Below are 19,775 nucleotides of genomic sequence, written 5' to 3' on the forward strand. Positions count from 1 at the left end.
TTAAGTTAAAAAGCACCAGTATAGCAGCCCGGTCTTCCAAAGGCGTAAACAATGGTAATGCCCGTAAAGACATACCAGTCTTTACTGTTAGGATTGCCAAAGGTGCGATTTGGGTCGCCCGTAATTGCATGGTTGTTACCATCAATTACATCCTTGAAAGTATATCTAAATGAAGACTCAAGGGCTATACCTACGTTGTCCATCAACTTCATTTTATAACCAAGACCAACGGGAAAAACAACTGAAGTTGTTCTTTTTGAGGCCCCATCGGAACCAATAGAAGCGTAATTTACGGCTCCTACCTGTGCTATTATATATGGTGTTTGCGTAAAACCTGTTTTTGAAAGACTATATTTGAAAAAGCTGAACTCTACACCTAAAGATGCTTCTAATATAGAATTTTTAAACTGAAGACCCCTACTTTGCCTTACCTTACTTTGGGCTCTACTATCGCTATCATGCAAACGAGTATATATACCAGTAGCTCTGAATGTAATTCTAGGTGTGTAATTAAATTTAGCTATACCGCCAACAGCAATTCTATTGGGTTGAATGTAAAATTCAGATCCAATATCACCAATATAATTACTTCCGCCTAAAAAAACACCACCTTCATATAGTTGTGCTGATGAAATACCTGTAATTAGTATAAATACGTAAAATAAAAGCCTTTTTCTCATTTTTAAAATGTTTGCAAATATAATTAAATCTATTAGGTTTAAAAGGATAAAAAGTCCTTTTTTGATAAACAGTTTTAATGATAAAATATTGTTACAAAGACGGTTAAGTTTTCACAAAATATTGTTAATACAAATGGTTTTAGTTACGCTTGTCTTCACCCCAAAGTAGCTTTTCTCTGAGTGTTTTAAAGAAGGTTTGTTGATCTAGCTGAATGGTTTTGAGTGTAAAATCAGCTTTTTTAATTGTTATTTCCGAGTTGCTGTTGATGGTAGTGGTACGTGAATCTAAAGATAGTAACACTTGTTTTTCGCGTGAGATGATTTTTAGTTTGATAACCGTATCTTCAGAAATTATCAAAGGCCTGGCATTCAAATTGTGCGGAGCAATAGGGGTCAACACCAAGCTTTTTGTGTTGGGTGTAATTACTGGCCCACCACAGCTTAACGAGTAACCTGTAGATCCGGTAGGCGTCGCAATTATTAATCCGTCAGCCCAATAAGAAGTTAGATATTCTTCATTTAAATACGATTCAACGGTAATCATTGAGGTAGTATTTCTCCGGCTTACGGCAATTTCGTTAAGGGCAAAGTTTATTTCTGATAAATCATCGTTTTTTTGACTAGAGGTAACCGCTAACAAAGTTCTTTCGTTAATGGTATATTTTTTTGAAATCAATAAATCAATGGCTTCGGAAATACTCTCTTTTTGAACGGTGGCCAAAAACCCCAACCGTCCGATATTTATACCTAAAACGGGAATGTCCAAATCTCTAACATAGGTTACCGCTCTTAAAAAAGTACCGTCACCACCCACGGTAAGCATTACTTCAAAAGAATTATCCAGCTCTGTATAGCTACTAAAAGTCTGATATTCTTTTTCAGGAAAATTATTGACCTTTATAAGATCATAAAAATTTTCTTCAATAAAGACCTCGATATTTTTTTCGGCCAATGTTTTTAAAAGAATTTCTATGTAACTTATAGCTTCCCCTTTATAATATTGTCCGTAAATACCTACTTTCATTTGTCGTTTTTTATAACTAAATGTCTAAATATTTTTGTAAATAATCAGATCTTTCTTTAAGTGTATTTAAATATTCATCAACATGAAAGCTGTTTAAAATATTATAATTATATCTCCTAAAAGATTGAATAGTATTATTTAAATCGTGGTCACTTATTTTTACGGTTACTTCTACGTTTTCTTCATTAATGTTTGAAACAAAAGCACCTAGAATTTTTGCATTGTTGGTTTCGATTATTTGTGAAATTTCACTGAATGAATAATCGGAAACATCTTTAGATACTACCATTACGCCACCACTTTGGTTTAAAAAAGGGGTGCTGTTAAAAATATTTAAAATATCAGCTAACTCATAATATCCTAAATAGTTTAGTTTTTCGGTAACCACTGGTATAATGGTTGACTCGTTCAATGCAAATATTTTTAGGAGCTCAAACCAATTGGTGTTCTTCCGGGCAAAAAACGATTGATATAAATAGCTATAATCTGAAATTGATTTGTCGTCTTCAACTATAGCCTGAACATCATTTTCAGCCATTAAACCAATATAATTTCCTTTGTCTATAACTGGTAAATGTGTAAAGGTAAGTAGGTTAAATAACCCTTTGGCTTTACTGATTTTGTCAGAAATCAACAACGGTTTTACGTCTCGTGATATGTAATCTGAAGTGTTCATAATCTATTGCAAAATAACTAAAATTAAACTACAAATACACTAATTTTGTTTTTGTAAATTTAAAAGAAGATTTAAATAAAACGTAGAATGGCTAAATTAAGTGTAAATATTAATAAAATAGCAACGTTAAGAAATTCTAGAGGAGGCGATACGCCTAATTTGGTTAATGTGGCTGTTGATGTTCAGGAATTTGGAGCTCAAGGCATTACAATTCACCCCAGACCGGATGAAAGGCATATTAGATATAAAGATGCTTATGACCTTAAACCTGTTGTAACAACTGAATACAATATTGAAGGCAACCCGATAGAAAAGTTTGTTGATTTGGTATTAGCTGTAAAACCCACGCAAGTAACTTTGGTACCTGACGCAGTTGATGCCATAACTTCAAATGAAGGCTGGGACACAGTTAAGAATCAGTCTTTTTTAACCGAAGTGATTACCGAATTTAAAAGAAACGGTATTAGAACTTCCATTTTTATGGATACCGATTTAAAGCTAATTGAAGCTGCAGTTAAAACAGGTGCTGATAGGATAGAACTCTATACTGAAGTCTACGCAACCGAATATGCATTAGGAAATAAAGACGCCATCAAGCCTTATATTGAATCCGCAGAATTAGCCAATAGTTTAGGATTGGGTGTTAATGCTGGCCATGATTTGAGTTTAGATAATATTCAATATTTTGCAGAGAATATTCCAAATTTACTAGAGGTTTCTATTGGACATGCTTTAATATCAGAGTCTTTATATCTAGGAATGGAAAATGTAGTTAATATGTATTTGCACAGATTACAATAATGGAGGTATTAAATTCAAAAATTCAAGGTAAAGGAGAACCACTGCTTATTTTGCATGGTTTTTTAGGCATGGGCGACAACTGGAAAACACTTGCCAATAAATTTTCTGAAAATTATAATGTTCATTTGATAGATCAACGCAATCATGGCAGAAGTTTTCATTCTGAAGACTTTAATTATGAATTATTGACTGAAGATTTATTGCATTATATAAAGTATCATAACATTAATAAAGTAAATATAATTGGGCATTCCATGGGAGGTAAAGTAGCCATGCTATTTGCGGTAACTCATCCTGAAAAAGTTAATAAATTAATAGTTGCAGATATAAGCCCAAAGTTTTACCCTAGGCATCATGATACTATTTTAGAAGGATTGTCAGCAATTGATTTTTCTAAGCAAAAGACTAGAGGAGAGGTTGAAGAGGTTTTAAAAAAGTATATTCCCGAATGGGGAGTTCGCCAATTTCTGCTCAAAAATGTCTATTGGAAAACCAAAGGAGAACTTGCATTTCGATTTAATTTGCCAAGTTTGATTGAAAATTATGATGAAATAGGTGCACCATTGCCGTCATTATCTGTTTTTAAAGGGTCAACCTTGTTTTTAAAAGGAGGAAATTCAGGTTACATAACCGATAACGATGCCTCTTTGATAACGGCTCACTTTCCAAAAGCAGTAGTAAAAACTGTCAAAAATGCAGGACATTGGCTACATGCAGAGAATCCAACAGATTTTTACAACTATGTTGTCAGTTTTTTAGGCGAATAATATCTTGGCATGTATGTTGACGTAATTTTATTGAATATAAAATTTTAATTATGAAATTAATTTTAAGAGTATTGTTGACCGCAATTGCTGTAGTAATTTTGGCGAAGATTTTACCAGGAATTGCCGTTGCATCTTATACAACAGCGATAATAGTAGCTGTAGTATTGGGATTGTTACGTGTTTTTGTAAAACCTCTAATTATACTATTTACATTGCCATTAACTATTTTAACACTAGGCCTGTTTTTATTTGTGATAAATGCAGGTATTATTTTATTAGCAGATAAATTGATTGATGGTTTTGCGGTATCAGGATTTTGGTATGCATTACTATTTAGTTTGTTGTTATCCTTTTTTCAGTCTATACTGTATTCTTTTTTAAAAGAGCCTAAACAAAAGAGAGTGTCTTAACTTGCCAAGTGGTATAAATTTACTAATTTTGCACCCGCTAAAGCGGCATTACAACAAAAAGAAAATATAAAGATGGACATTACTAAAGAAAATATTGATGATTTAAATGCTGTAGTAAAAATTAATATTACAGAAGATGATTATCAAAACAAAGTAGCAGAGATTTTACAAGACTATCGTAAAAAAGCAAATATCCCAGGTTTTAGAAAGGGGCGTGTGCCTATGAGCTTGGTTAAAAAACAGTATGAAAAACCTGTTTTAATTGACGAGGTAAATAAACTGTTACAAGAATCTTTAAGTAAGTTTTTGGTAGAGGAAAAGTTAGATATTTTAGGTAATCCGTTACCTAAAACACAAGATGATTTCTCGTGGGATGCAGATCAGTTTTCTTTTGAGTTCGAATTAGGTCTTGTTCCTGAGTTTGAAGTAAACTTGCAGCCAAAAAAAGCAATTACCAGTTATAAGATTGTTGCCGACAAAAAAATGTTAGATGATCAGGTAAAGAATATTCAAGAGCGTTATGGTAAAATGATTACGCAATCAGAAATTACAAAAGATTCTAATATAACAGGAACTTTTGTTAATGAAGAAAAGGAAATTGAAAAAAAGTCAACTTTTAAACTTGATAAAGTAAAGGGTAAAACTAACTCAAAATTATTTATCGGTGCAAAAGTTGGTGATGTAATTACCTTAAAAACAAAAGGACTTTTTACCGATGATTATCTGTTGCAAAACCATTTGGGTGTATCTCATGATGATGTTCATGATTTAGACACTGATGTGCAATTTACAGTTGAAGAAATTTCTGAAACTGAAGTATCGGAATTAAACCAAGAATTGTTTAATAAATTATTTGGAGAAGGAATTGTAAGAGATGAAAAAGAATTTAGAAAGCGTTTGAAAGAAGATGCTGAAAAACAATTCGAGCAACAATCAGATCAACAACTATTGAATGCAGTAACTGAGGGTTTAATTGAAAATACGAAATTTGATTTACCGGCAGAATTTTTACAAAAATGGATAGCTGTAGCTGGAGAAAAACAATTAACAGAGCAAGAGGCCGAAGAAGAGTATAAACGTTCAGAAAAAGGATTGCGTTATCAACTTATAGAAGGTAAAATTAGCAAAGACAATAACTTGCAAGTGACTTTTGAAGAGCTTAAAGAATTTGCAAAGGGTTTTATAAAAAGCCAAATGGCTCAATACGGAAATGCTAATCCTGAAGAGAAAGAATTAGAAGAAATTGCTGGTCGAATTTTAGGTAATCAAGAAGAAGCCAAGCGTTTATCAGAACAGCTAATGAGCCAAAAACTATTGACTTTCTACAAAGAGAATGTAAAACTAAAAACCAAAGAAGTTAGTTTTGATGACTTTGTTAAAGAGGTTTACAAATAATATTTTTTTAAAATATTTGAACCACTTCATATCTAGTGAGGTGGTTTTTTTTATGTCTTTTTTTAAATTAAGCCTAACAGTCAACAAGTCTTAATTATAAAATGGTATAACATTTATTTCATCAACACAAAATAAAAATTTATTATATATAATCAATTTTAAGAAAATTATAAAATGTCGCTACCTACCAAATGCCCATTATGGGCTTTCGTAATTAGTTAGTATATTTACCGTCTTAACATAAACAAAATAGAACATATGAATTACGGAGAAGAATTTAAAAAATTCGCCATAAAAGATCAAGGGATTAACAGTTTGTACTACGATAAAATGATTAGTGCAATGTATCCAGTAAGTCTTACCCCAAATATTATTGAAGAGCGTAAAATGAATATTGCCATTTTTGACGTTTTTTCACGTTTAATGATGGACAGAATTATCTTTTTAGGAACAGGAATAGACGATTATGTAGCCAACGTTATACAGGCTCAATTGTTGTTTTTGGAAAGTACAGATGCCTCAAAAGACATCTCTATTTATGTAAATTCTCCAGGCGGTGGTGTATATGCTGGTTTAGGTATTTACGATACCATGCAGTTTATTAAACCTGACGTAGCAACCATTTGTACAGGTATTGCTGCTTCTATGGCTGCTGTATTGATGTGTGCTGGAGAAAAAGGAAAACGTTCTGCTTTACCACATTCTCGTATTATGATTCATCAACCGTTGGGCGGAGCTCAAGGACAGGCATCTGATATTGAAATTACAGCTAGAGAAATTCTAAAATTAAAAGATGAATTGTATCAAATTATAGCAAAGCATTCAGGTCAAAATATTAAAAAAGTACATGACGACTCTGATAGAGATTATTGGATGAAAGCGGAAGAAGCAAAAAAATATGGAATGATAGATGAGGTTTTGTCTAGAAATTCATAATAAATAAGGGTAAAACCTGTTTTAGTAAAGAGATTATAAATAAAGCAATAGTATGGCAGAGAAGAAAGAATTAGAGTGTTCGTTTTGTAAACGCAAAAAATCTGATACAAATATGTTAATCGCAGGTTTGGAAGGTCATATTTGCGATAGATGTATAGAACAGGCACATGGTTTGGTTGTAAAAGAAATAGCTGAAACTGAAACCGATGGTTTGTCAGGAGAATTAATTTTAAAAAAACCTCAAGAAATAAAGCGTTTTTTAGATCAGTATATTATTGGTCAAGAACAGGCTAAGAGAGTGCTCTCTGTTGCTGTTTACAATCATTACAAGCGTTTATTACAACCGCCATCAAAAGATGAGGATCATATTGAAATAGAAAAAAGTAACATCATGTTGGTAGGTGAAACGGGTACAGGTAAAACCCTGATGGCCAGAACTATTGCCAAAATGTTAAATGTACCTTTTGCTATAGTTGATGCAACAGTATTAACAGAGGCAGGATATGTTGGAGAGGATGTTGAGACTATTTTAACACGTCTATTGCAAGCGGCAGATTATAATGTGCAAAAAGCTGAGAGAGGTATTGTTTTTATTGATGAAATTGATAAAATTGCTAGAAAAAGCGATAATCCTTCTATTACCAGAGATGTTTCTGGTGAAGGTGTTCAACAAGCTTTATTAAAATTGTTAGAAGGTACTGTAGTTAATGTACCCCCTAAAGGAGGAAGAAAACATCCTGACCAAAAGTTTGTTGAGGTTAATACACGTAATATTTTATTTGTTGCTGGAGGAGCATTTGATGGCGTTGATAAAATAATCGGTAAAAGATTAAATATGCAAGCGGTTGGTTACAGTGTATCTAAAAGCGAAGAGCGTGTAGATGAAAAAAATCTTTTACAGTATATAGTTCCTACCGATTTAAAAGATTTTGGTTTAATACCTGAAATTATTGGACGCTTACCAGTGCTAACCTATATGAATCCCTTAGATGCACATACGCTAAGAGCTATTTTAACAGAACCTAAGAATGCTATCATTAAACAATATGAAAAGCTTTTTAAAATGGATGATATTGAATTTTCCATTGACGAAAAAGCATTAGATTATATTGTTCAAAAAGCTGTGGAATATAAATTAGGAGCACGTGGATTACGCTCTTTATGCGAAGCTATTTTAACCGATGCTATGTTTGAATTGCCTGGAGGTGAAGACAAAAAATTAAGAGTAACCAAAAAATATGCTGAAGGTAAAATGCAAAAATCTACGTTAAGCAAACTAAAAGCGGTGTCTTAGAAGAACCAAAAGGCCTCACAGGTTTTCAAAACCTGTGAGGCCTTTTTATATCTACCCTAACAATCATGATAACCAGAAACACTATTGACAAAGTTTTTGAAATGGCTCGTGTCGAAGAAGTCATTGGTGATTTTGTGCAACTCAAAAAAGCAGGTAGTAACTTTAAGGGGTTAAGCCCTTTTGTTAATGAAAAATCACCATCCTTCATGGTGTCACCCGTTAAGCAGATTTGGAAAGATTTTAGTTCGGGCAAAGGCGGTAATGCCATTTCATTTTTAATGGAACACGAGCATTATTCGTACCCAGAGGCCATTCGTTATTTAGCCAAAAAATACAATATAGAGATTGAAGAAACAGAGCAATCTGACGAACAAAAAATACAGGCCAGCGAACGCGAAAGTATGTATTTGGTTTCTGAATACGCCCGTAATTATTTTCACGATACATTGTTAAAAACCCAAAAAGGAAAGGCTATTGGTCTAAGCTATTTTAAAGAGCGTGGCTTTACCGATGAAACTATTGAAAAATTTGAACTGGGTTACGCCTTAGACGAATGGTCGGCTTTTACAGATACCGCTTTAAAAAAAGGCTACCAATTAGAGTTTCTAGAAAAAACGGGACTTACAATCGTTAAGGAGAACCAAACGGATCCAAGCCAAACCAAGCAGTTTGATCGCTTCAAAGGACGGGTCATTTTTCCTATTCACAGTATGTCTGGTCGTGTATTGGGTTTTGGTGGTAGAATTTTAACTTCTGATAAAAAAGCAGCCAAGTACCTCAATTCACCCGAAAGTGAAATCTACCATAAAAGCAAAGTGCTTTATGGCATTTTTAATGCTAAAAAAAGTATTGCCAAAAAAGACAATTGTTATTTGGTTGAGGGTTATACCGATGTAATTTCTTTTAGCCAAAGAGGAATTGAAAATGTCGTGGCCTCCTCAGGTACAGCGTTGACTTCAGATCAGATTAGATTAGTAAGCAGGTTAACACCCAACATTACTGTGCTTTTTGATGGTGACGCTGCAGGTATTAGAGCTTCCATTCGTGGTATCGATTTGATTTTAGAACAGGGTATGAACGTAAAAGTGGTTACTTTTCCTGAAGGGGAAGACCCTGATACTTTTGCAAAAAAGAATTCTTTAGAAAAATTACAAGAGTATTTAAATACTAACGCTCAAGATTTTATTCGCTTTAAGGTGTCTTTATTGATGGATGAGGTTAAGGATGATCCCGTTAAAAAAGCAGGATTAATTAGGAATATTGTGGCTACTATCTCTAAGATACCGAACCAGATTCAACGCGAAATTTATGTGCAGGAATGTGCCAAGATTATGGATATTTCTGAACGCGTTTTGTTTAGTGAATTGGCACAAATTTCAAAAAAAGAAGAACGTGAAGCTGCCAAACGCCCAAAGGAGCAACAGCAAGCTTTTAAGGTAGAAAAGTCGGAAGAAAATAAAGTAGCTATAAAAAAAACGGATCAGTTAAATATCCTTGAGAAAAAAATTATAGAAACCTTATTGCTTCACGGAAATAAAGAAATTGATTTTGTTGATTATGTTGAGGTTGAAGATGATGAAGGTAGAACCAAATTGGTAAAGGAGAACTATCAAAATACCATTGCCAATGAAATATATCTGCACCTACAGGATGATGAGATTGACTTTAGTAATGAAATCTTTAGAAAAATATATTTTGAAATCATTCATCAATTAAATCAAGAGGAAAAAATTAATCCTGATGTATTTATCAACCACGAACAAGCTGAAATAGGCAAAGTAGTCACCGACATTTTAATGGATGAAGAAAAGCACACCCTAAGCGATTGGGAACGAAAAGAAATTTATGTACGTTCTAAAGAAAAAGAGCTGCCAAAATTGGTAATGGATGCTATTTTGAATTTACGCAGAATTTTAATCGAACTCAAAATAAAAGAACTGGTTGAAGAAGAAGTACCAGAAGAAGAACGGCAATCTATGCTAGAAATGATTGTAAATTATACGCAACTTAAAAAATTACTTTACGAGAAGTTAAATAGAGTGGTTTAGATAGTTTTTAATTTTAATAATTTTCTATCTTTGTTTAAATCGCTATGGCTTATGAAATTTCTTTACTTCCTTTTATTTTTACTCTCAATTACTCTCAATCTGTTTTCTCAAACAAAAAAAATCATCTATGTTGATGAAAAATTTGAGAAGATTGACTTTAAGAGCTATACAAAAAAACTGAATTCAGAACTCTTTTTAATATCCATGTTGGAAAGCGATACCGCAATCTTTAAAAAATTAAGATTTAAAGAATATTTTGGGAGTTTAGGAAAAAAGAAGGCACAATTAAATAAGTTGTATCAGCAAAGATATACCATTGATTCTACAAAAACCTGGTTAATTCACTACACAGATTCATTACCAGATGTAACTAAAATGCCAAAAGAATCAAGCATTCAGTTATTTGATTCTAAAGGACGGAAAATGTTAATGAGCAATAGTGAATATGATAGATTATATAACCAACAATTAAGAAAATTTGCAACTAGAGATTCCATAATTTACAAAGGAAGAACTTTAGTTTTGGCTGATAGACATATTCATGTTTCAAGTTATTTGGATTATAAAGAAAGTATTTTAAAAGAAATTAAGAGATATAAAAAATATAAAAGTATTTCTATATTGCATTTTTATAATATTAATAAGGGCTTTCCAGTTCATGAAATAAAAAACTTTTGGGTAAAAGATGAAAATGAAATATTAAAAAAAAGCTTTTCCGATGGTCAACTACAATATAAATTTTTATTAATCTATCCAAATGGAGATTTCTATGCGAGTCATTATTTTAAACGTTTTTCCGATGAAAAAAAATTATTTAACCATAAGCGTTTTAAAAAACTGAAAAAGAAATGGTTAAGAAAAGTTGAACGACTTAATTAGCCATCAATTCTTCTGGTATTTCACAAACCGGTATCGCTACCATTTTATGCTTATTAGCTCTATGGCGTTGCAAATAAATTTCAATAACCTTTTTAGCCCTACCATCAAATTCTTCTACGGTATTGCCCTGAGCTATCATTTTCATAGCCCACTCCAACTCATCGTAGCTAGCACCAATTTGATCTTCGTCAGTTCTTGAATCACCAAACAAACCATCCGTAGGTTTTGCTTTTAAAATCGATTCAGGCACATCCAAATGTTTGCCAATTTTATACACTTCAGACTTCATTAAATCGGCTATGGGGCTTAAATCTACACCGCCATCACCATATTTGGTAAAAAAGCCTACACCAAAATCTTCTACTTTATTTCCCGTTCCGCAGACCAATAAACCATGAATTCCTGCAAAATAATAAAGTGTGGCCATACGCAATCTGGCTCTTGTATTTGCCATAGATAAATCTACCTTGTCAGAAGCGGCATCATCGGGTAACAAGTCGTCAAAAGCATCAAAAACAGCGGTTAAATTTATATTTTTTGAACTTACTTTAGGGTAGCGTTCTTTTAGTAGTGCAATATGCTCTTGTGCTCTTGTTACCTGGCTTTCAGCTTGGTGTATGGGCATTTCCAAACAAAGAACTTTTAATCCGGTTTCGCCACAAAGCGATGAAGTAACGGCAGAATCTATTCCGCCCGATATTCCAATTACAAATCCGTTTACCCCAGCTTTTGTAGCGTAATCTTTTAACCAATCAACAATATGTTTTGTTACTTTTTCTGTTTGCATTGTATTACATTTTAGTACTTTTGTATGTTCCTACGAAAACGGGAACGACAACACGAAAATACTAAATTATAATTGATGTTTAAACACCTTGCTATTTTACTTCTTTTAATTGTTTTTGTCAATTGCCAAAAAAAAGACAAGATAGAAATTGATGTTTCCGATATTGAGGTGGACGTTGATATTCATCGTTTTGATCAGGCGTTTTATACTGCTACCCCAGACAAATTACCAGAACTAAAGACTACATATCCGTACTTGTTTCCTGCTCAGAACCATGACAGTATTTGGATTCAGAAAATTAATGATAAAGATGAACAAGAACTGTATGCTGAAACTCAAAAAGTATTCAGTAATTTTTCAGACCAAAAAGAGCGGTTAGAAGGTTTATTCAAGCACATTAAGTATTATTATCCAGAGTTTAAATCGCCTAAAATTATTACGTTGTTATCTAACGTAGATTATGAAAGTAGAGTGGTTTATGCCGATAGTTTGCTGTTCGTTTCATTGGATGTTTACTTGGGAAAGGATAGTAAAATTTATGAAAGCTTCCCTAATTATATCAAACAAAATTTTACTAAAGACCATTTAATTGTAGATGTTGCCAATGCGATTACCGATGTTCAATTGCTATTTTCTTCAGATAGGACTTTTGTTTCAAGAATGGTGCAGCAAGGGAAAAAAATGTATCTGTTAGATGCCTATTTGCCTAGTCTTGGTGACGCAGAAAAAATGGGATATACCCAAGAGCAAATTGATTGGGCAGAGTTTAATGACGAAGAAGTTTGGAAGTTCTTCATTCAGAACAAATTATTGTTCAGTACTGAGCAAGAACTTTCTAGACGATTTATTGACAATGCTCCGTTTTCAAAATTTTACCAAGCCAATGATAATGAAACTCCTGGAAGCATTGGAGTTTGGTTTGGTTGGCAAATTGTAAGAGCATATATGCAAAACACCGATACCTCATTGCAGGATATGTTAAAAACCAAAAACGAAGAAATATTTAAAAAATCTAAATATAAACCGGAGAAGTGAGCAGAGAACAATTTTTCATTTTTATGAAAAGTTTGTGAATCACTCATCCCGAAAGACCAAAGGGATTTTCGGGATCTCATGAATGTTAAGCAGAATATTTTCGAAGCTGCTATCAATTAACTCATTAATTCATTATTCTATGTCAAAACATACTTCCGAAATAAAATTTACTGTTGAATTGGACGAAAATAAAATCCCCGAAAAATTAGCTTGGGATGCAAAAGACGGCGGTATAGAAAATGAAACGACAAAGGCGGTTCTAATTTCTGTCTGGGACGACAAAAAGAAGGAGACTCTTAAAATGGATTTATGGACAAAGGATATGCCACTAAACGAAATGCAACATTTTTTCCATCAAACATTACTTTCTATGTCAGACACCTTTTATCGTGCTACCAATGATGAAAAAATGACCGCCACAATGCGTGATTTCTGCGAATATTTTGCAGAAAAATTAGAGTTGTTAGAAAAATAAAAAATTAGATACCTTCGGAATTTATTAACCCAATTATTTTTTGATAATCTTCCGTATTTTTTTCAAAATCCATTTCAGAAACATCTATAATTAAAGTGTTCAAATCTTGTTCAGTTTTTATAAAATTAGCGTAACCTCTATGTATTTTTTCTAAATATTCTTGCTGTATGTTCTGCTCATAATCTCTCCCTCTTTTTTTTATGTTTTCAAGTAAACTTTCAGTATTCTGATAAAGATAAACGTACAAATCGGGCTTGGTAATTTCTTTGTACATTACATCAAAAATACGTCTGTATAATTTGTATTCTTCGTTAGATAAGGAAACTTGTGCAAAAATCAGGGATTTAAAAATATAGTAATCGGAAACAATAAAGTTTTTAAATAAATCGAACTGAGCCAAATCATCAGAAAGTTGTTGATACCTATCCGCCAAAAAACTCATTTCAAGTGGAAAAGCATAACGCTCCATATCTTCATAGTATTTTGGTAAAAAAGGGTTGTCTGCAAAACGTTCTAGTACTAATTTTGCGTTAAAATCATGCCCGATCATTTTTGCTAATGTCGATTTTCCTGCACCAATATTTCCTTCAATAGCAATATAATTGTATTTTTCTACAAAAGAAATTGGTCTTTTCAGTTGTAAATTTGTTTTTTCAATATTAGATATGTCCGCACAATTCACTAGACAGTTTGTAATTGTTTCATTAGCAATGGGGTGTTTTAGTTGTGGTGCAATTTCCACTAAAGGGACTAATACAAACTTACGTTCCAACATTCTCGGGTGCGGTATGGTCAAATTTTGATCAGAAAAAATAACTTCATTTTCGAAAAGTAGTATATCTATATCAATTGTCCTTGCTTTGTATTCACTTGATGAGTCTCTATTTCTTCCTAAACTTGTTTCAATGGCTAAAACACGTTCTAGCAAAATTTCAGGAGTCAAATTGCAAGTAACTTCGATACATATATTTAGAAAGTCATTACTTTTAAAACCCCATGAAGCCGTTTTGTAAACAGAAGAAATTTTGGTAATTCTACCTACATTCTTAGCAATTGAATCAATTGCTAATTGCAGATTTTCTAGAGAGCTACCAACATTACTGCCTAATGATAAATATGTGTTTTGATACGTTTTCATCAAAGAGCTACAAAGAAAAATAAAATCATTAGATAAAAGATTATCTTTGCAGCTCAATTTATAAACATTTTAAAATGTTAATAGAGCGTTATGTAACATTTTAAAGGATTAAAAGACTTATTTAAAAAAGATAATTAGGGCTTGTGCCCAAAATATAATAATTAATATATGAAATTTTTAAGGGAATTATTGGCGGCAATATTAGGTGTTTTTATTGCTATGGGAATTATGTTTGTGATTTTGATGCTATTTATATCTGCCTCGGCTTCAGCATTTGGTGATGATACAAAAGTAACGGTTAAAGACAATTCGGTTTTAGAACTGAATCTAGAAAGCCAGATAGTTGATTATGCTCCAAAAAGTAGCGATCCGTTTGCGGAAATTTTTGATATGGAAGAAGGTAAAATGGGTTTACAACAGATTTTAAATGCTATTGAAAATGCAAAGAACGATGATAAAATTAAAGGTATAAGCATCAACACATTGTTTGTAAATGCTGGTATGGCCCAAACACAAGCTGTTAGAGATAAACTGATGGAATTTAAGGAGTCAGGTAAATTTATTACTGCTTATGCTGATTTTTATTTGCAAAGTAATTATTATTTAAGTTCGGTTGCAGATTCTGTTTATGTTAATCCTATTGGAGAAATTGATTTTAGAGGTCTGTCAACTGAAATATTATATTATAAAGATTTACAAGAAAAATCAGGTGTTAAAATGGAAGTTATACGTCATGGTAAATACAAAAGTGCTGTTGAGCCTTTCTTAGAAGATAAAATGAGTGCTGCTAATAGAGAACAGGTTTCCTCTTTTTTAAATTCTATTTGGGATGAAATAGTTGTTGACATAGCCGATAGTAGAAATAAAACCATATCAGAAGTCGATGCCATTGCTGATGATTTATTGGCTAGAACACCGGAAATGGCTATTAATAGTAACATGATAGATGATCTACTATTCAATGATGAGTACAATGATAAATTAAAGGTTTTAACTGGAATTGAAAAAGATAAAAAACTAAATAGTGTTTCCATATCGGATTATATTTCTACCGGAAAAGGAAGAATAAAGTCTACGGCCTCTGATAAAATAGCCATTATTTATGCACAGGGAGAAATTATGTATGGTAAAGGTAGTTTGGATGTTATAGGCCAAGAAAAAATTATTGAAGCTTTAAAGAAAACTAGAAAGAATGATAAAATCAAGGCCATTGTTCTGAGAGTAAATTCTCCAGGTGGTAGTGCTTTAGCGTCAGATTTAATTTGGCGAGAGTTGGAATTGACCAAAAAAGAAAAGCCACTTGTTGTGTCTATGGGTAATTATGCAGCTTCTGGCGGATATTATATTGCTTGTAATGCTGACGAGATTTTAGCTGAACCAACGACTATAACAGGGTCTATAGGTGTTTTTGGTATGATTCCTAATTTTAGTGAATTGACCGAAGATATTGGGATAAATGCAGAACAAGTAGGTACAAATAAAAATTCATTTGCGTATAGCCCTTTTGAACCGATGACCGAAAGTTTTTATAATGTAGCTAAGGAAGGTGTAGAAGGTATATATAAAACTTTTGTAGGCAGAGTTGCTGAAGGTAGAAATATGACTGAAGCTGAAGTTGATAGTATTGCTCAGGGTAGAGTTTGGACTGGTGTTGAAGCCTTGGAAAATGGTTTGGTAGATAAATTAGGCAGTTTAGATGATGCTGTTAGCAGAGCTGCCGAGCTAGCAGAAGTGTCTGATTATAGCATTACTAATTATCCGCGTTACAAAACCGATTTTAGAGATGCACTTAACCCAATTTCATTTATTAAAATGAGTAAAGAAAATATTTTAAAAGAGGAGTTGGGGGTAGAAAATTACCAAATTTACAAAAGCATAAAGGACTTTGCTAACTTGAAAGGTGTACAGGCCAGAATGCCTTTTGAAATGAAGATAAAATAAAATATTACCTTGTAAATTAAAGAAGAGAAACGGCCTTAAAAATATAATTTTTGAGGTCTTTTTTATTTTCTCTTGTAAGTAACAAAACTATAATCGTAATCGTGTTTTTCATCTGCATAGTGATTTTCACGACTTATTTCTTTCCAAATAGTACTGTCAATTTCCGGAAAAAAAGCATCTGCATCAAAGGAGGCATCAACTAAGGTAAGGTCTAGCTTATCTGCTATTTTTATGGCTTGTTCATAGATTTGAGCACCACCCAATATATATGGGTCGGGATCTCCAGATTCATAAAGTGCTTCTTCTAAAGAATTTACTACTTTACATAATGGTGCCTTGTAATCTGGATTTCGTGAAATAATAATATTGGTTCTGCTCGGTAAAGGCCCATCTAAAGATTCGTAGGTTTTTCTGCCCATAATTACATCATGTCCAGAAGTTACTTTTTTAAAACGTTTTAGATCATTGGGTAAATGCCAAAGTAGCTGATTATTTTTTCCGAGTTCACGATGCTTACCCACAGCAGCGATTATACTAATTGAATTTTTGGTTACTTTTTTTATAGGGTTTGATGGTTTAATCTGAGGACCGATAACTCCTGTTTTGATTAATTTTTTTTCCAATCTTTCGGTTTCTGCTTTGTGTTTTTTAATCAACTTTTCGGTTTCTGTCTGTTCCCATTCTTTTCCAAAAAATTTATTAGTAATAAAAACATTTATAAAGTGAAATATCCAAACCAACAGCCAAAGAGCAACCGCATATTTAAACCATTCGCCATACTTTTCTTGACCAACATTAAAAAAAGTATTCAATACGATTAAAAATAGCGACCCAATTAAAAAAACGATAAAATGATAGTACAATCTTTTTTTCTGCTTGGTTCGCTTCTTGGCTTTTTCGTAAAGCTCGATTTGTTCCTTTTCCATTAATTATTTTTTCTTTTTAGGCTTTTCTATAACAATGATAATAGGCAAATTAAATTCATTACTAATTCCTACATTATTTTTTCCTGCAAGTTCTATTTTTGGTAATTGTTTTAGAATTTTAATAGCCTCGTTTTCAAAAATTTTATGCGGCCCTCTTGCTTTAATATTTTTTACGAAACCATCATTGTCAACAGAAAATTGTGTAAAAACTTTTACTTCATCCTTTGGTTTATATCCTAATTTCCTAATCTTTTCATAAACAGTTTCATTAGTTAAATTGGAACTGCCTTTTTCGATTACTTTTTTAATATTATCCTTAATATATTGGATATTGACTTTGTTAGTAATATCATCTTCCATTTTTTTACCGACCATTAAAACAACGGGTAACGTATATTTAACGTCCACGGCATTACCTTCATGATGCCCAGGAGTCATTTTTGGTAGCGAATAGATTACTCTTATACCTTCTTCTTCTAATGCTTTATGTTCTCCCCTTGCTTTTGCATTTTTAATGGTTCCATCAGATGCTATTTCGAAATTTACGTACAATTTGGTCTTACCAGGTTCAAGACCAACTTCATTGGCTAATTTTGTATTAAAATTCTTAGAGACATGTTTTACAATCTGATTTTGGAGACATCTTTTTTGTAGCTTTTTTTCTATGTTCTCGCAACCGGGAAATATCGGAGGGTTTTCAATAATAGCAAAACCAACGGTCTCCGATTTTGACGTGTTATTTTCTTGCGAAAAACCGGAAAATGCACAAAGAATCCAAAATGTAATTATAAAATATTTAATCATATTCTGAAATTACATGCTTTTTAACCATTCTTTAATATATCCTGAAAAGTCTTCTGGCTCTAAGGCATTATGCTTATTGTCAAATTCTATATGTTCGCTTTCCAAGGTGTTTAAAATAGTCTGAATAGCATTCAGCTTATTTTCATCTTCAATCTGATTAATTCGCTCAATCAAATCTTTCTTTAAAACTTCTTTTTTCATGATGCTATTTTTGTTTAGAATTATTTTATACTGTCAACATATAATTGTCTATTTATCAAATAAATAGAATTAACACTTTATTCAAAGTGTAATTTTTTGAGTAAATTAACTATAAAATTACAAATTTTATTCAAAAAAATGATTTTAAAAATAAGATTTATATAATATTTAACGCTGAATTTTGAAGTTTTCTTTTTTTAGCTGTTCAAAATTAAATTATTGTTAAATCGACTTAATTATCAGTAGATTAGCTATGAAATATTGAAAATCTTATTTAATTTTGCCGAAAATTTTAAAACACAGAAATTATGGCAATTACTAAGAATTATTTAAAAACAAAACCAGTTTGTAAGGTAACATTTACCGTTGCTGAAACTGAAGCAGAAAAAGTTGCAGTTGTTGGAGATTTTAACAATTGGAAACCTGCAAAAAAGTATGAGTTAAAAAAGTTGAAAAACGGTAACTTTAAAGGAACTGTTGATTTAGAAAAAGATCAAGCTTATCAATTTAGATATTTAGTTGATGGTGCTTACAAAAATGACGAGCAAGCTGATAGCTATGCTTGGAACGATTACGCTGGAGCTGAAAATGCAGTTTTAGAATTGTAGAATAACCAAAATAACTCTAAATTTAAAATCCCAAATTCTAGCACTAGAATTTGGGATTTTTATTTTTTTTGAAATTTGATTTTAAACAGCTACTGTTCCTTTAATATGTGGATGTGGATTATAGTCCAACAATTCAAAATCTTCAAATTTAAAATCAAAAATACTTTTGATTTCAGGGTTTATTTTCATTTTGGGTAATGGCCTTAAGTCACGCGATAATTGCAATTCCAATTGTTCAATATGATTACTGTAAATATGGGCATCACCAAACGTATGTATAAATTCTCCCGCTTCGTAGTCACAAACTTGAGCAATCATCATTGTGAATAAAGCATAAGAAGCAATGTTAAAAGGAACTCCTAAAAATATATCGGCACTACGTTGGTAGAGTTGGCAAGAAAGTTTTCCATTGGCAACGTAAAACTGGAAAAAAGCATGGCAAGGCGGTAACGCGGCTTTTCCGTTGGCAACATTTTCGCTAAATGATTTTGATGTGTCTGGTAATACTGAAGGATTCCAAGCTGACACCATCATTCTCCTACTATCGGGATTGTTTTTTAAGGTTTCGATGACATCGGTCAGTTGATCAATTTCATCACTGTTCCAATTCCGCCATTGATGCCCGTAAACAGGACCTAAATCGCCATTTTCATCGGCCCAAGCATTCCATATCCGCACACCGTTTTCTTGCAAATAATTAATATTGGTATCTCCATTAATAAACCAAAGCAACTCGTAAATAATTGATTTTAAATGTAATTTTTTAGTGGTTACAATTGGGAAACCTTCGCTCAAATCAAATCGCATCTGATGTCCAAAAACACTTTTAGTACCTGTACCAGTACGATCTCCTTTTTCGTTTCCGTTTTCTAAAACGTGTTTTACTAAATCATGATATTGCTTCATTTTTCTGTATTGATTTGGATTGGCAAATTACTGAAAAGCTTTAA

Annotated in this window: 21 protein-coding genes; 12 read left to right on the forward strand and 9 right to left on the reverse strand. The window is 32.4% G+C overall.

What is annotated here, in order from left to right; translation table 11 throughout:
- Positions 1-5: 5 nt before the first annotated feature.
- The 3 genes from porG to U5A88_RS00975 all read right to left on the reverse strand — a co-directional run bounded on the left by porG (position 6) and on the right by U5A88_RS00975 (position 2,380).
- Entirely contained in the window at positions 6-680 is a 675-nt protein-coding gene (porG, locus tag U5A88_RS00965; protein ID WP_354203169.1) for a type IX secretion system protein PorG, read from the reverse strand.
- Between the two features lie 139 nt (positions 681-819).
- Entirely contained in the window at positions 820-1,704 is an 885-nt protein-coding gene (locus U5A88_RS00970; protein WP_354203170.1) for an NAD kinase, read from the reverse strand.
- Positions 1,705-1,720: 16 nt separating this feature from the next.
- The gene (locus U5A88_RS00975; RefSeq protein ID WP_354203171.1) at positions 1,721-2,380 is read right to left on the reverse strand and encodes a CBS domain-containing protein; all 660 of its coding nucleotides are present in this window, start codon (positions 2,378-2,380) and stop codon (positions 1,721-1,723) included.
- Positions 2,381-2,467: 87 nt separating this feature from the next.
- Between U5A88_RS00975 and U5A88_RS00980 the strand changes: the two genes are divergently transcribed.
- From U5A88_RS00980 to U5A88_RS01015, 8 genes are all read left to right on the forward strand, one after another.
- Positions 2,468-3,181 carry a pyridoxine 5'-phosphate synthase gene (locus U5A88_RS00980; protein WP_354203172.1) on the forward strand — a complete coding sequence of 238 codons (714 nt, stop codon included), beginning with the start codon at positions 2,468-2,470 and terminating at the stop codon, positions 3,179-3,181.
- The gene (locus U5A88_RS00985; protein ID WP_354203173.1) at positions 3,181-3,948 is read left to right on the forward strand and encodes an alpha/beta fold hydrolase; all 768 of its coding nucleotides are present in this window, start codon (positions 3,181-3,183) and stop codon (positions 3,946-3,948) included. Before U5A88_RS00980 ends, U5A88_RS00985 begins: the two co-directional genes overlap by 1 nt.
- Positions 3,949-3,998: 50 nt before the next feature.
- A complete protein-coding gene (locus U5A88_RS00990; RefSeq protein ID WP_354203174.1) occupies positions 3,999-4,358 on the forward strand; it encodes a phage holin family protein in 360 nt (119 codons plus the stop codon).
- A gap of 72 nt (positions 4,359-4,430) precedes the next feature.
- Entirely contained in the window at positions 4,431-5,753 is a 1,323-nt protein-coding gene (gene tig / locus U5A88_RS00995; protein WP_354203175.1) for a trigger factor, read from the forward strand.
- A gap of 258 nt (positions 5,754-6,011) precedes the next feature.
- Entirely contained in the window at positions 6,012-6,689 is a 678-nt protein-coding gene (clpP, locus tag U5A88_RS01000) for an ATP-dependent Clp endopeptidase proteolytic subunit ClpP (RefSeq protein WP_354203176.1), read from the forward strand.
- Between the two features lie 52 nt (positions 6,690-6,741).
- Positions 6,742-7,983, forward strand: coding sequence for an ATP-dependent Clp protease ATP-binding subunit ClpX (gene clpX / locus U5A88_RS01005; RefSeq protein ID WP_354203177.1), 1,242 nt, complete (start codon positions 6,742-6,744; stop codon positions 7,981-7,983).
- Positions 7,984-8,048: 65 nt separating this feature from the next.
- Positions 8,049-10,031: a DNA primase gene (dnaG, locus tag U5A88_RS01010; protein WP_354203178.1), complete on the forward strand. Its 1,983-nt coding sequence runs from the start codon at positions 8,049-8,051 to the stop codon at positions 10,029-10,031.
- A 51-nt stretch (positions 10,032-10,082) separates the two neighbouring features.
- A complete protein-coding gene (locus tag U5A88_RS01015; RefSeq protein ID WP_354203179.1) occupies positions 10,083-10,910 on the forward strand; it encodes a hypothetical protein in 828 nt (275 codons plus the stop codon).
- Here the strand turns inward: U5A88_RS01015 and nadE are convergent.
- Complete coding sequence (nadE, locus tag U5A88_RS01020) at positions 10,903-11,697, reverse strand: NAD(+) synthase (protein WP_354203180.1); 795 nt, start codon at positions 11,695-11,697, stop codon at positions 10,903-10,905. The two genes, U5A88_RS01015 and nadE, sit on opposite strands and share 8 nt — an antisense overlap.
- 75 nt (positions 11,698-11,772) lie before the next feature.
- Between nadE and gldB the strand changes: the two genes are divergently transcribed.
- A complete protein-coding gene (gene gldB / locus U5A88_RS01025; RefSeq protein WP_354203181.1) occupies positions 11,773-12,732 on the forward strand; it encodes a gliding motility lipoprotein GldB in 960 nt (319 codons plus the stop codon).
- A gap of 139 nt (positions 12,733-12,871) precedes the next feature.
- Positions 12,872-13,207 (forward strand): gliding motility protein GldC, encoded by a 336-nt coding sequence (gene gldC / locus U5A88_RS01030; protein WP_354203182.1) that lies wholly within the window; start codon positions 12,872-12,874, stop codon positions 13,205-13,207.
- Positions 13,208-13,211: 4 nt separating this feature from the next.
- On the opposite strand, the gene folK is transcribed toward gldC, so the two are convergent.
- Positions 13,212-14,345 (reverse strand): 2-amino-4-hydroxy-6-hydroxymethyldihydropteridine diphosphokinase, encoded by a 1,134-nt coding sequence (gene folK / locus U5A88_RS01035; RefSeq protein ID WP_354203183.1) that lies wholly within the window; start codon positions 14,343-14,345, stop codon positions 13,212-13,214.
- A 168-nt stretch (positions 14,346-14,513) separates the two neighbouring features.
- On the opposite strand from folK, the gene sppA reads away from it, so the two are divergent.
- Positions 14,514-16,286, forward strand: coding sequence for a signal peptide peptidase SppA (sppA, locus tag U5A88_RS01040; RefSeq protein WP_354203184.1), 1,773 nt, complete (start codon positions 14,514-14,516; stop codon positions 16,284-16,286).
- Positions 16,287-16,348: 62 nt separating this feature from the next.
- On the opposite strand, the gene U5A88_RS01045 is transcribed toward sppA, so the two are convergent.
- The 3 genes from U5A88_RS01045 to U5A88_RS01055 are packed head-to-tail and all read right to left on the reverse strand — an operon-like array spanning position 16,349 to position 18,217.
- Positions 16,349-17,212 carry a dihydrofolate reductase gene (locus U5A88_RS01045; RefSeq protein WP_354203185.1) on the reverse strand — a complete coding sequence of 288 codons (864 nt, stop codon included), beginning with the start codon at positions 17,210-17,212 and terminating at the stop codon, positions 16,349-16,351.
- Positions 17,213-17,215: 3 nt separating this feature from the next.
- Positions 17,216-18,016, reverse strand: coding sequence for an energy transducer TonB (locus tag U5A88_RS01050; RefSeq protein ID WP_354203186.1), 801 nt, complete (start codon positions 18,014-18,016; stop codon positions 17,216-17,218).
- Positions 18,017-18,025: 9 nt separating this feature from the next.
- The gene (locus U5A88_RS01055; protein ID WP_354203187.1) at positions 18,026-18,217 is read right to left on the reverse strand and encodes a hypothetical protein; all 192 of its coding nucleotides are present in this window, start codon (positions 18,215-18,217) and stop codon (positions 18,026-18,028) included.
- Positions 18,218-18,525: 308 nt separating this feature from the next.
- Between U5A88_RS01055 and U5A88_RS01060 the strand changes: the two genes are divergently transcribed.
- The gene (locus U5A88_RS01060) at positions 18,526-18,825 is read left to right on the forward strand and encodes an isoamylase early set domain-containing protein (RefSeq protein ID WP_354203188.1); all 300 of its coding nucleotides are present in this window, start codon (positions 18,526-18,528) and stop codon (positions 18,823-18,825) included.
- An 81-nt stretch (positions 18,826-18,906) separates the two neighbouring features.
- Here U5A88_RS01060 and U5A88_RS01065 read toward each other — a convergent pair whose 3' ends face one another.
- Positions 18,907-19,731, reverse strand: a complete 825-nt coding sequence (locus tag U5A88_RS01065) for a thymidylate synthase (RefSeq protein ID WP_354203189.1) — start codon at positions 19,729-19,731, stop codon at positions 18,907-18,909.
- Positions 19,732-19,775: the final 44 nt, after the last annotated feature.

The organism is Aureibaculum sp. 2308TA14-22 (assembly GCF_040538665.1).
In the GTDB taxonomy this organism is placed as follows: Bacteria; Bacteroidota; Bacteroidia; order Flavobacteriales; family Flavobacteriaceae; genus Aureibaculum.

Bases quoted from the DNA above. Each gene is read 5' to 3' on its own strand.
- porG (WP_354203169.1), bottom strand. From the start codon at position 680: ATGAGAAAAAGGCTTTTATTTTACGTATTTATACTAATTACAGGTATT.
- U5A88_RS00970 (WP_354203170.1), bottom strand. From the start codon at position 1,704: ATGAAAGTAGGTATTTACGGACAATATTATAAAGGGGAAGCTATAAGT.
- U5A88_RS00975 (WP_354203171.1), bottom strand. From the start codon at position 2,380: ATGAACACTTCAGATTACATATCACGAGACGTAAAACCGTTGTTGATT.
- U5A88_RS00980 (WP_354203172.1), top strand. From the start codon at position 2,468: ATGGCTAAATTAAGTGTAAATATTAATAAAATAGCAACGTTAAGAAAT.
- U5A88_RS00985 (WP_354203173.1), top strand. From the start codon at position 3,181: ATGGAGGTATTAAATTCAAAAATTCAAGGTAAAGGAGAACCACTGCTT.
- U5A88_RS00990 (WP_354203174.1), top strand. From the start codon at position 3,999: ATGAAATTAATTTTAAGAGTATTGTTGACCGCAATTGCTGTAGTAATT.
- tig (WP_354203175.1), top strand. From the start codon at position 4,431: ATGGACATTACTAAAGAAAATATTGATGATTTAAATGCTGTAGTAAAA.
- clpP (WP_354203176.1), top strand. From the start codon at position 6,012: ATGAATTACGGAGAAGAATTTAAAAAATTCGCCATAAAAGATCAAGGG.
- clpX (WP_354203177.1), top strand. From the start codon at position 6,742: ATGGCAGAGAAGAAAGAATTAGAGTGTTCGTTTTGTAAACGCAAAAAA.
- dnaG (WP_354203178.1), top strand. From the start codon at position 8,049: ATGATAACCAGAAACACTATTGACAAAGTTTTTGAAATGGCTCGTGTC.
- U5A88_RS01015 (WP_354203179.1), top strand. From the start codon at position 10,083: ATGAAATTTCTTTACTTCCTTTTATTTTTACTCTCAATTACTCTCAAT.
- nadE (WP_354203180.1), bottom strand. From the start codon at position 11,697: ATGCAAACAGAAAAAGTAACAAAACATATTGTTGATTGGTTAAAAGAT.
- gldB (WP_354203181.1), top strand. From the start codon at position 11,773: ATGTTTAAACACCTTGCTATTTTACTTCTTTTAATTGTTTTTGTCAAT.
- gldC (WP_354203182.1), top strand. From the start codon at position 12,872: ATGTCAAAACATACTTCCGAAATAAAATTTACTGTTGAATTGGACGAA.
- folK (WP_354203183.1), bottom strand. From the start codon at position 14,345: ATGAAAACGTATCAAAACACATATTTATCATTAGGCAGTAATGTTGGT.
- sppA (WP_354203184.1), top strand. From the start codon at position 14,514: ATGAAATTTTTAAGGGAATTATTGGCGGCAATATTAGGTGTTTTTATT.
- U5A88_RS01045 (WP_354203185.1), bottom strand. From the start codon at position 17,212: ATGGAAAAGGAACAAATCGAGCTTTACGAAAAAGCCAAGAAGCGAACC.
- U5A88_RS01050 (WP_354203186.1), bottom strand. From the start codon at position 18,016: ATGATTAAATATTTTATAATTACATTTTGGATTCTTTGTGCATTTTCC.
- U5A88_RS01055 (WP_354203187.1), bottom strand. From the start codon at position 18,217: ATGAAAAAAGAAGTTTTAAAGAAAGATTTGATTGAGCGAATTAATCAG.
- U5A88_RS01060 (WP_354203188.1), top strand. From the start codon at position 18,526: ATGGCAATTACTAAGAATTATTTAAAAACAAAACCAGTTTGTAAGGTA.
- U5A88_RS01065 (WP_354203189.1), bottom strand. From the start codon at position 19,731: ATGAAGCAATATCATGATTTAGTAAAACACGTTTTAGAAAACGGAAAC.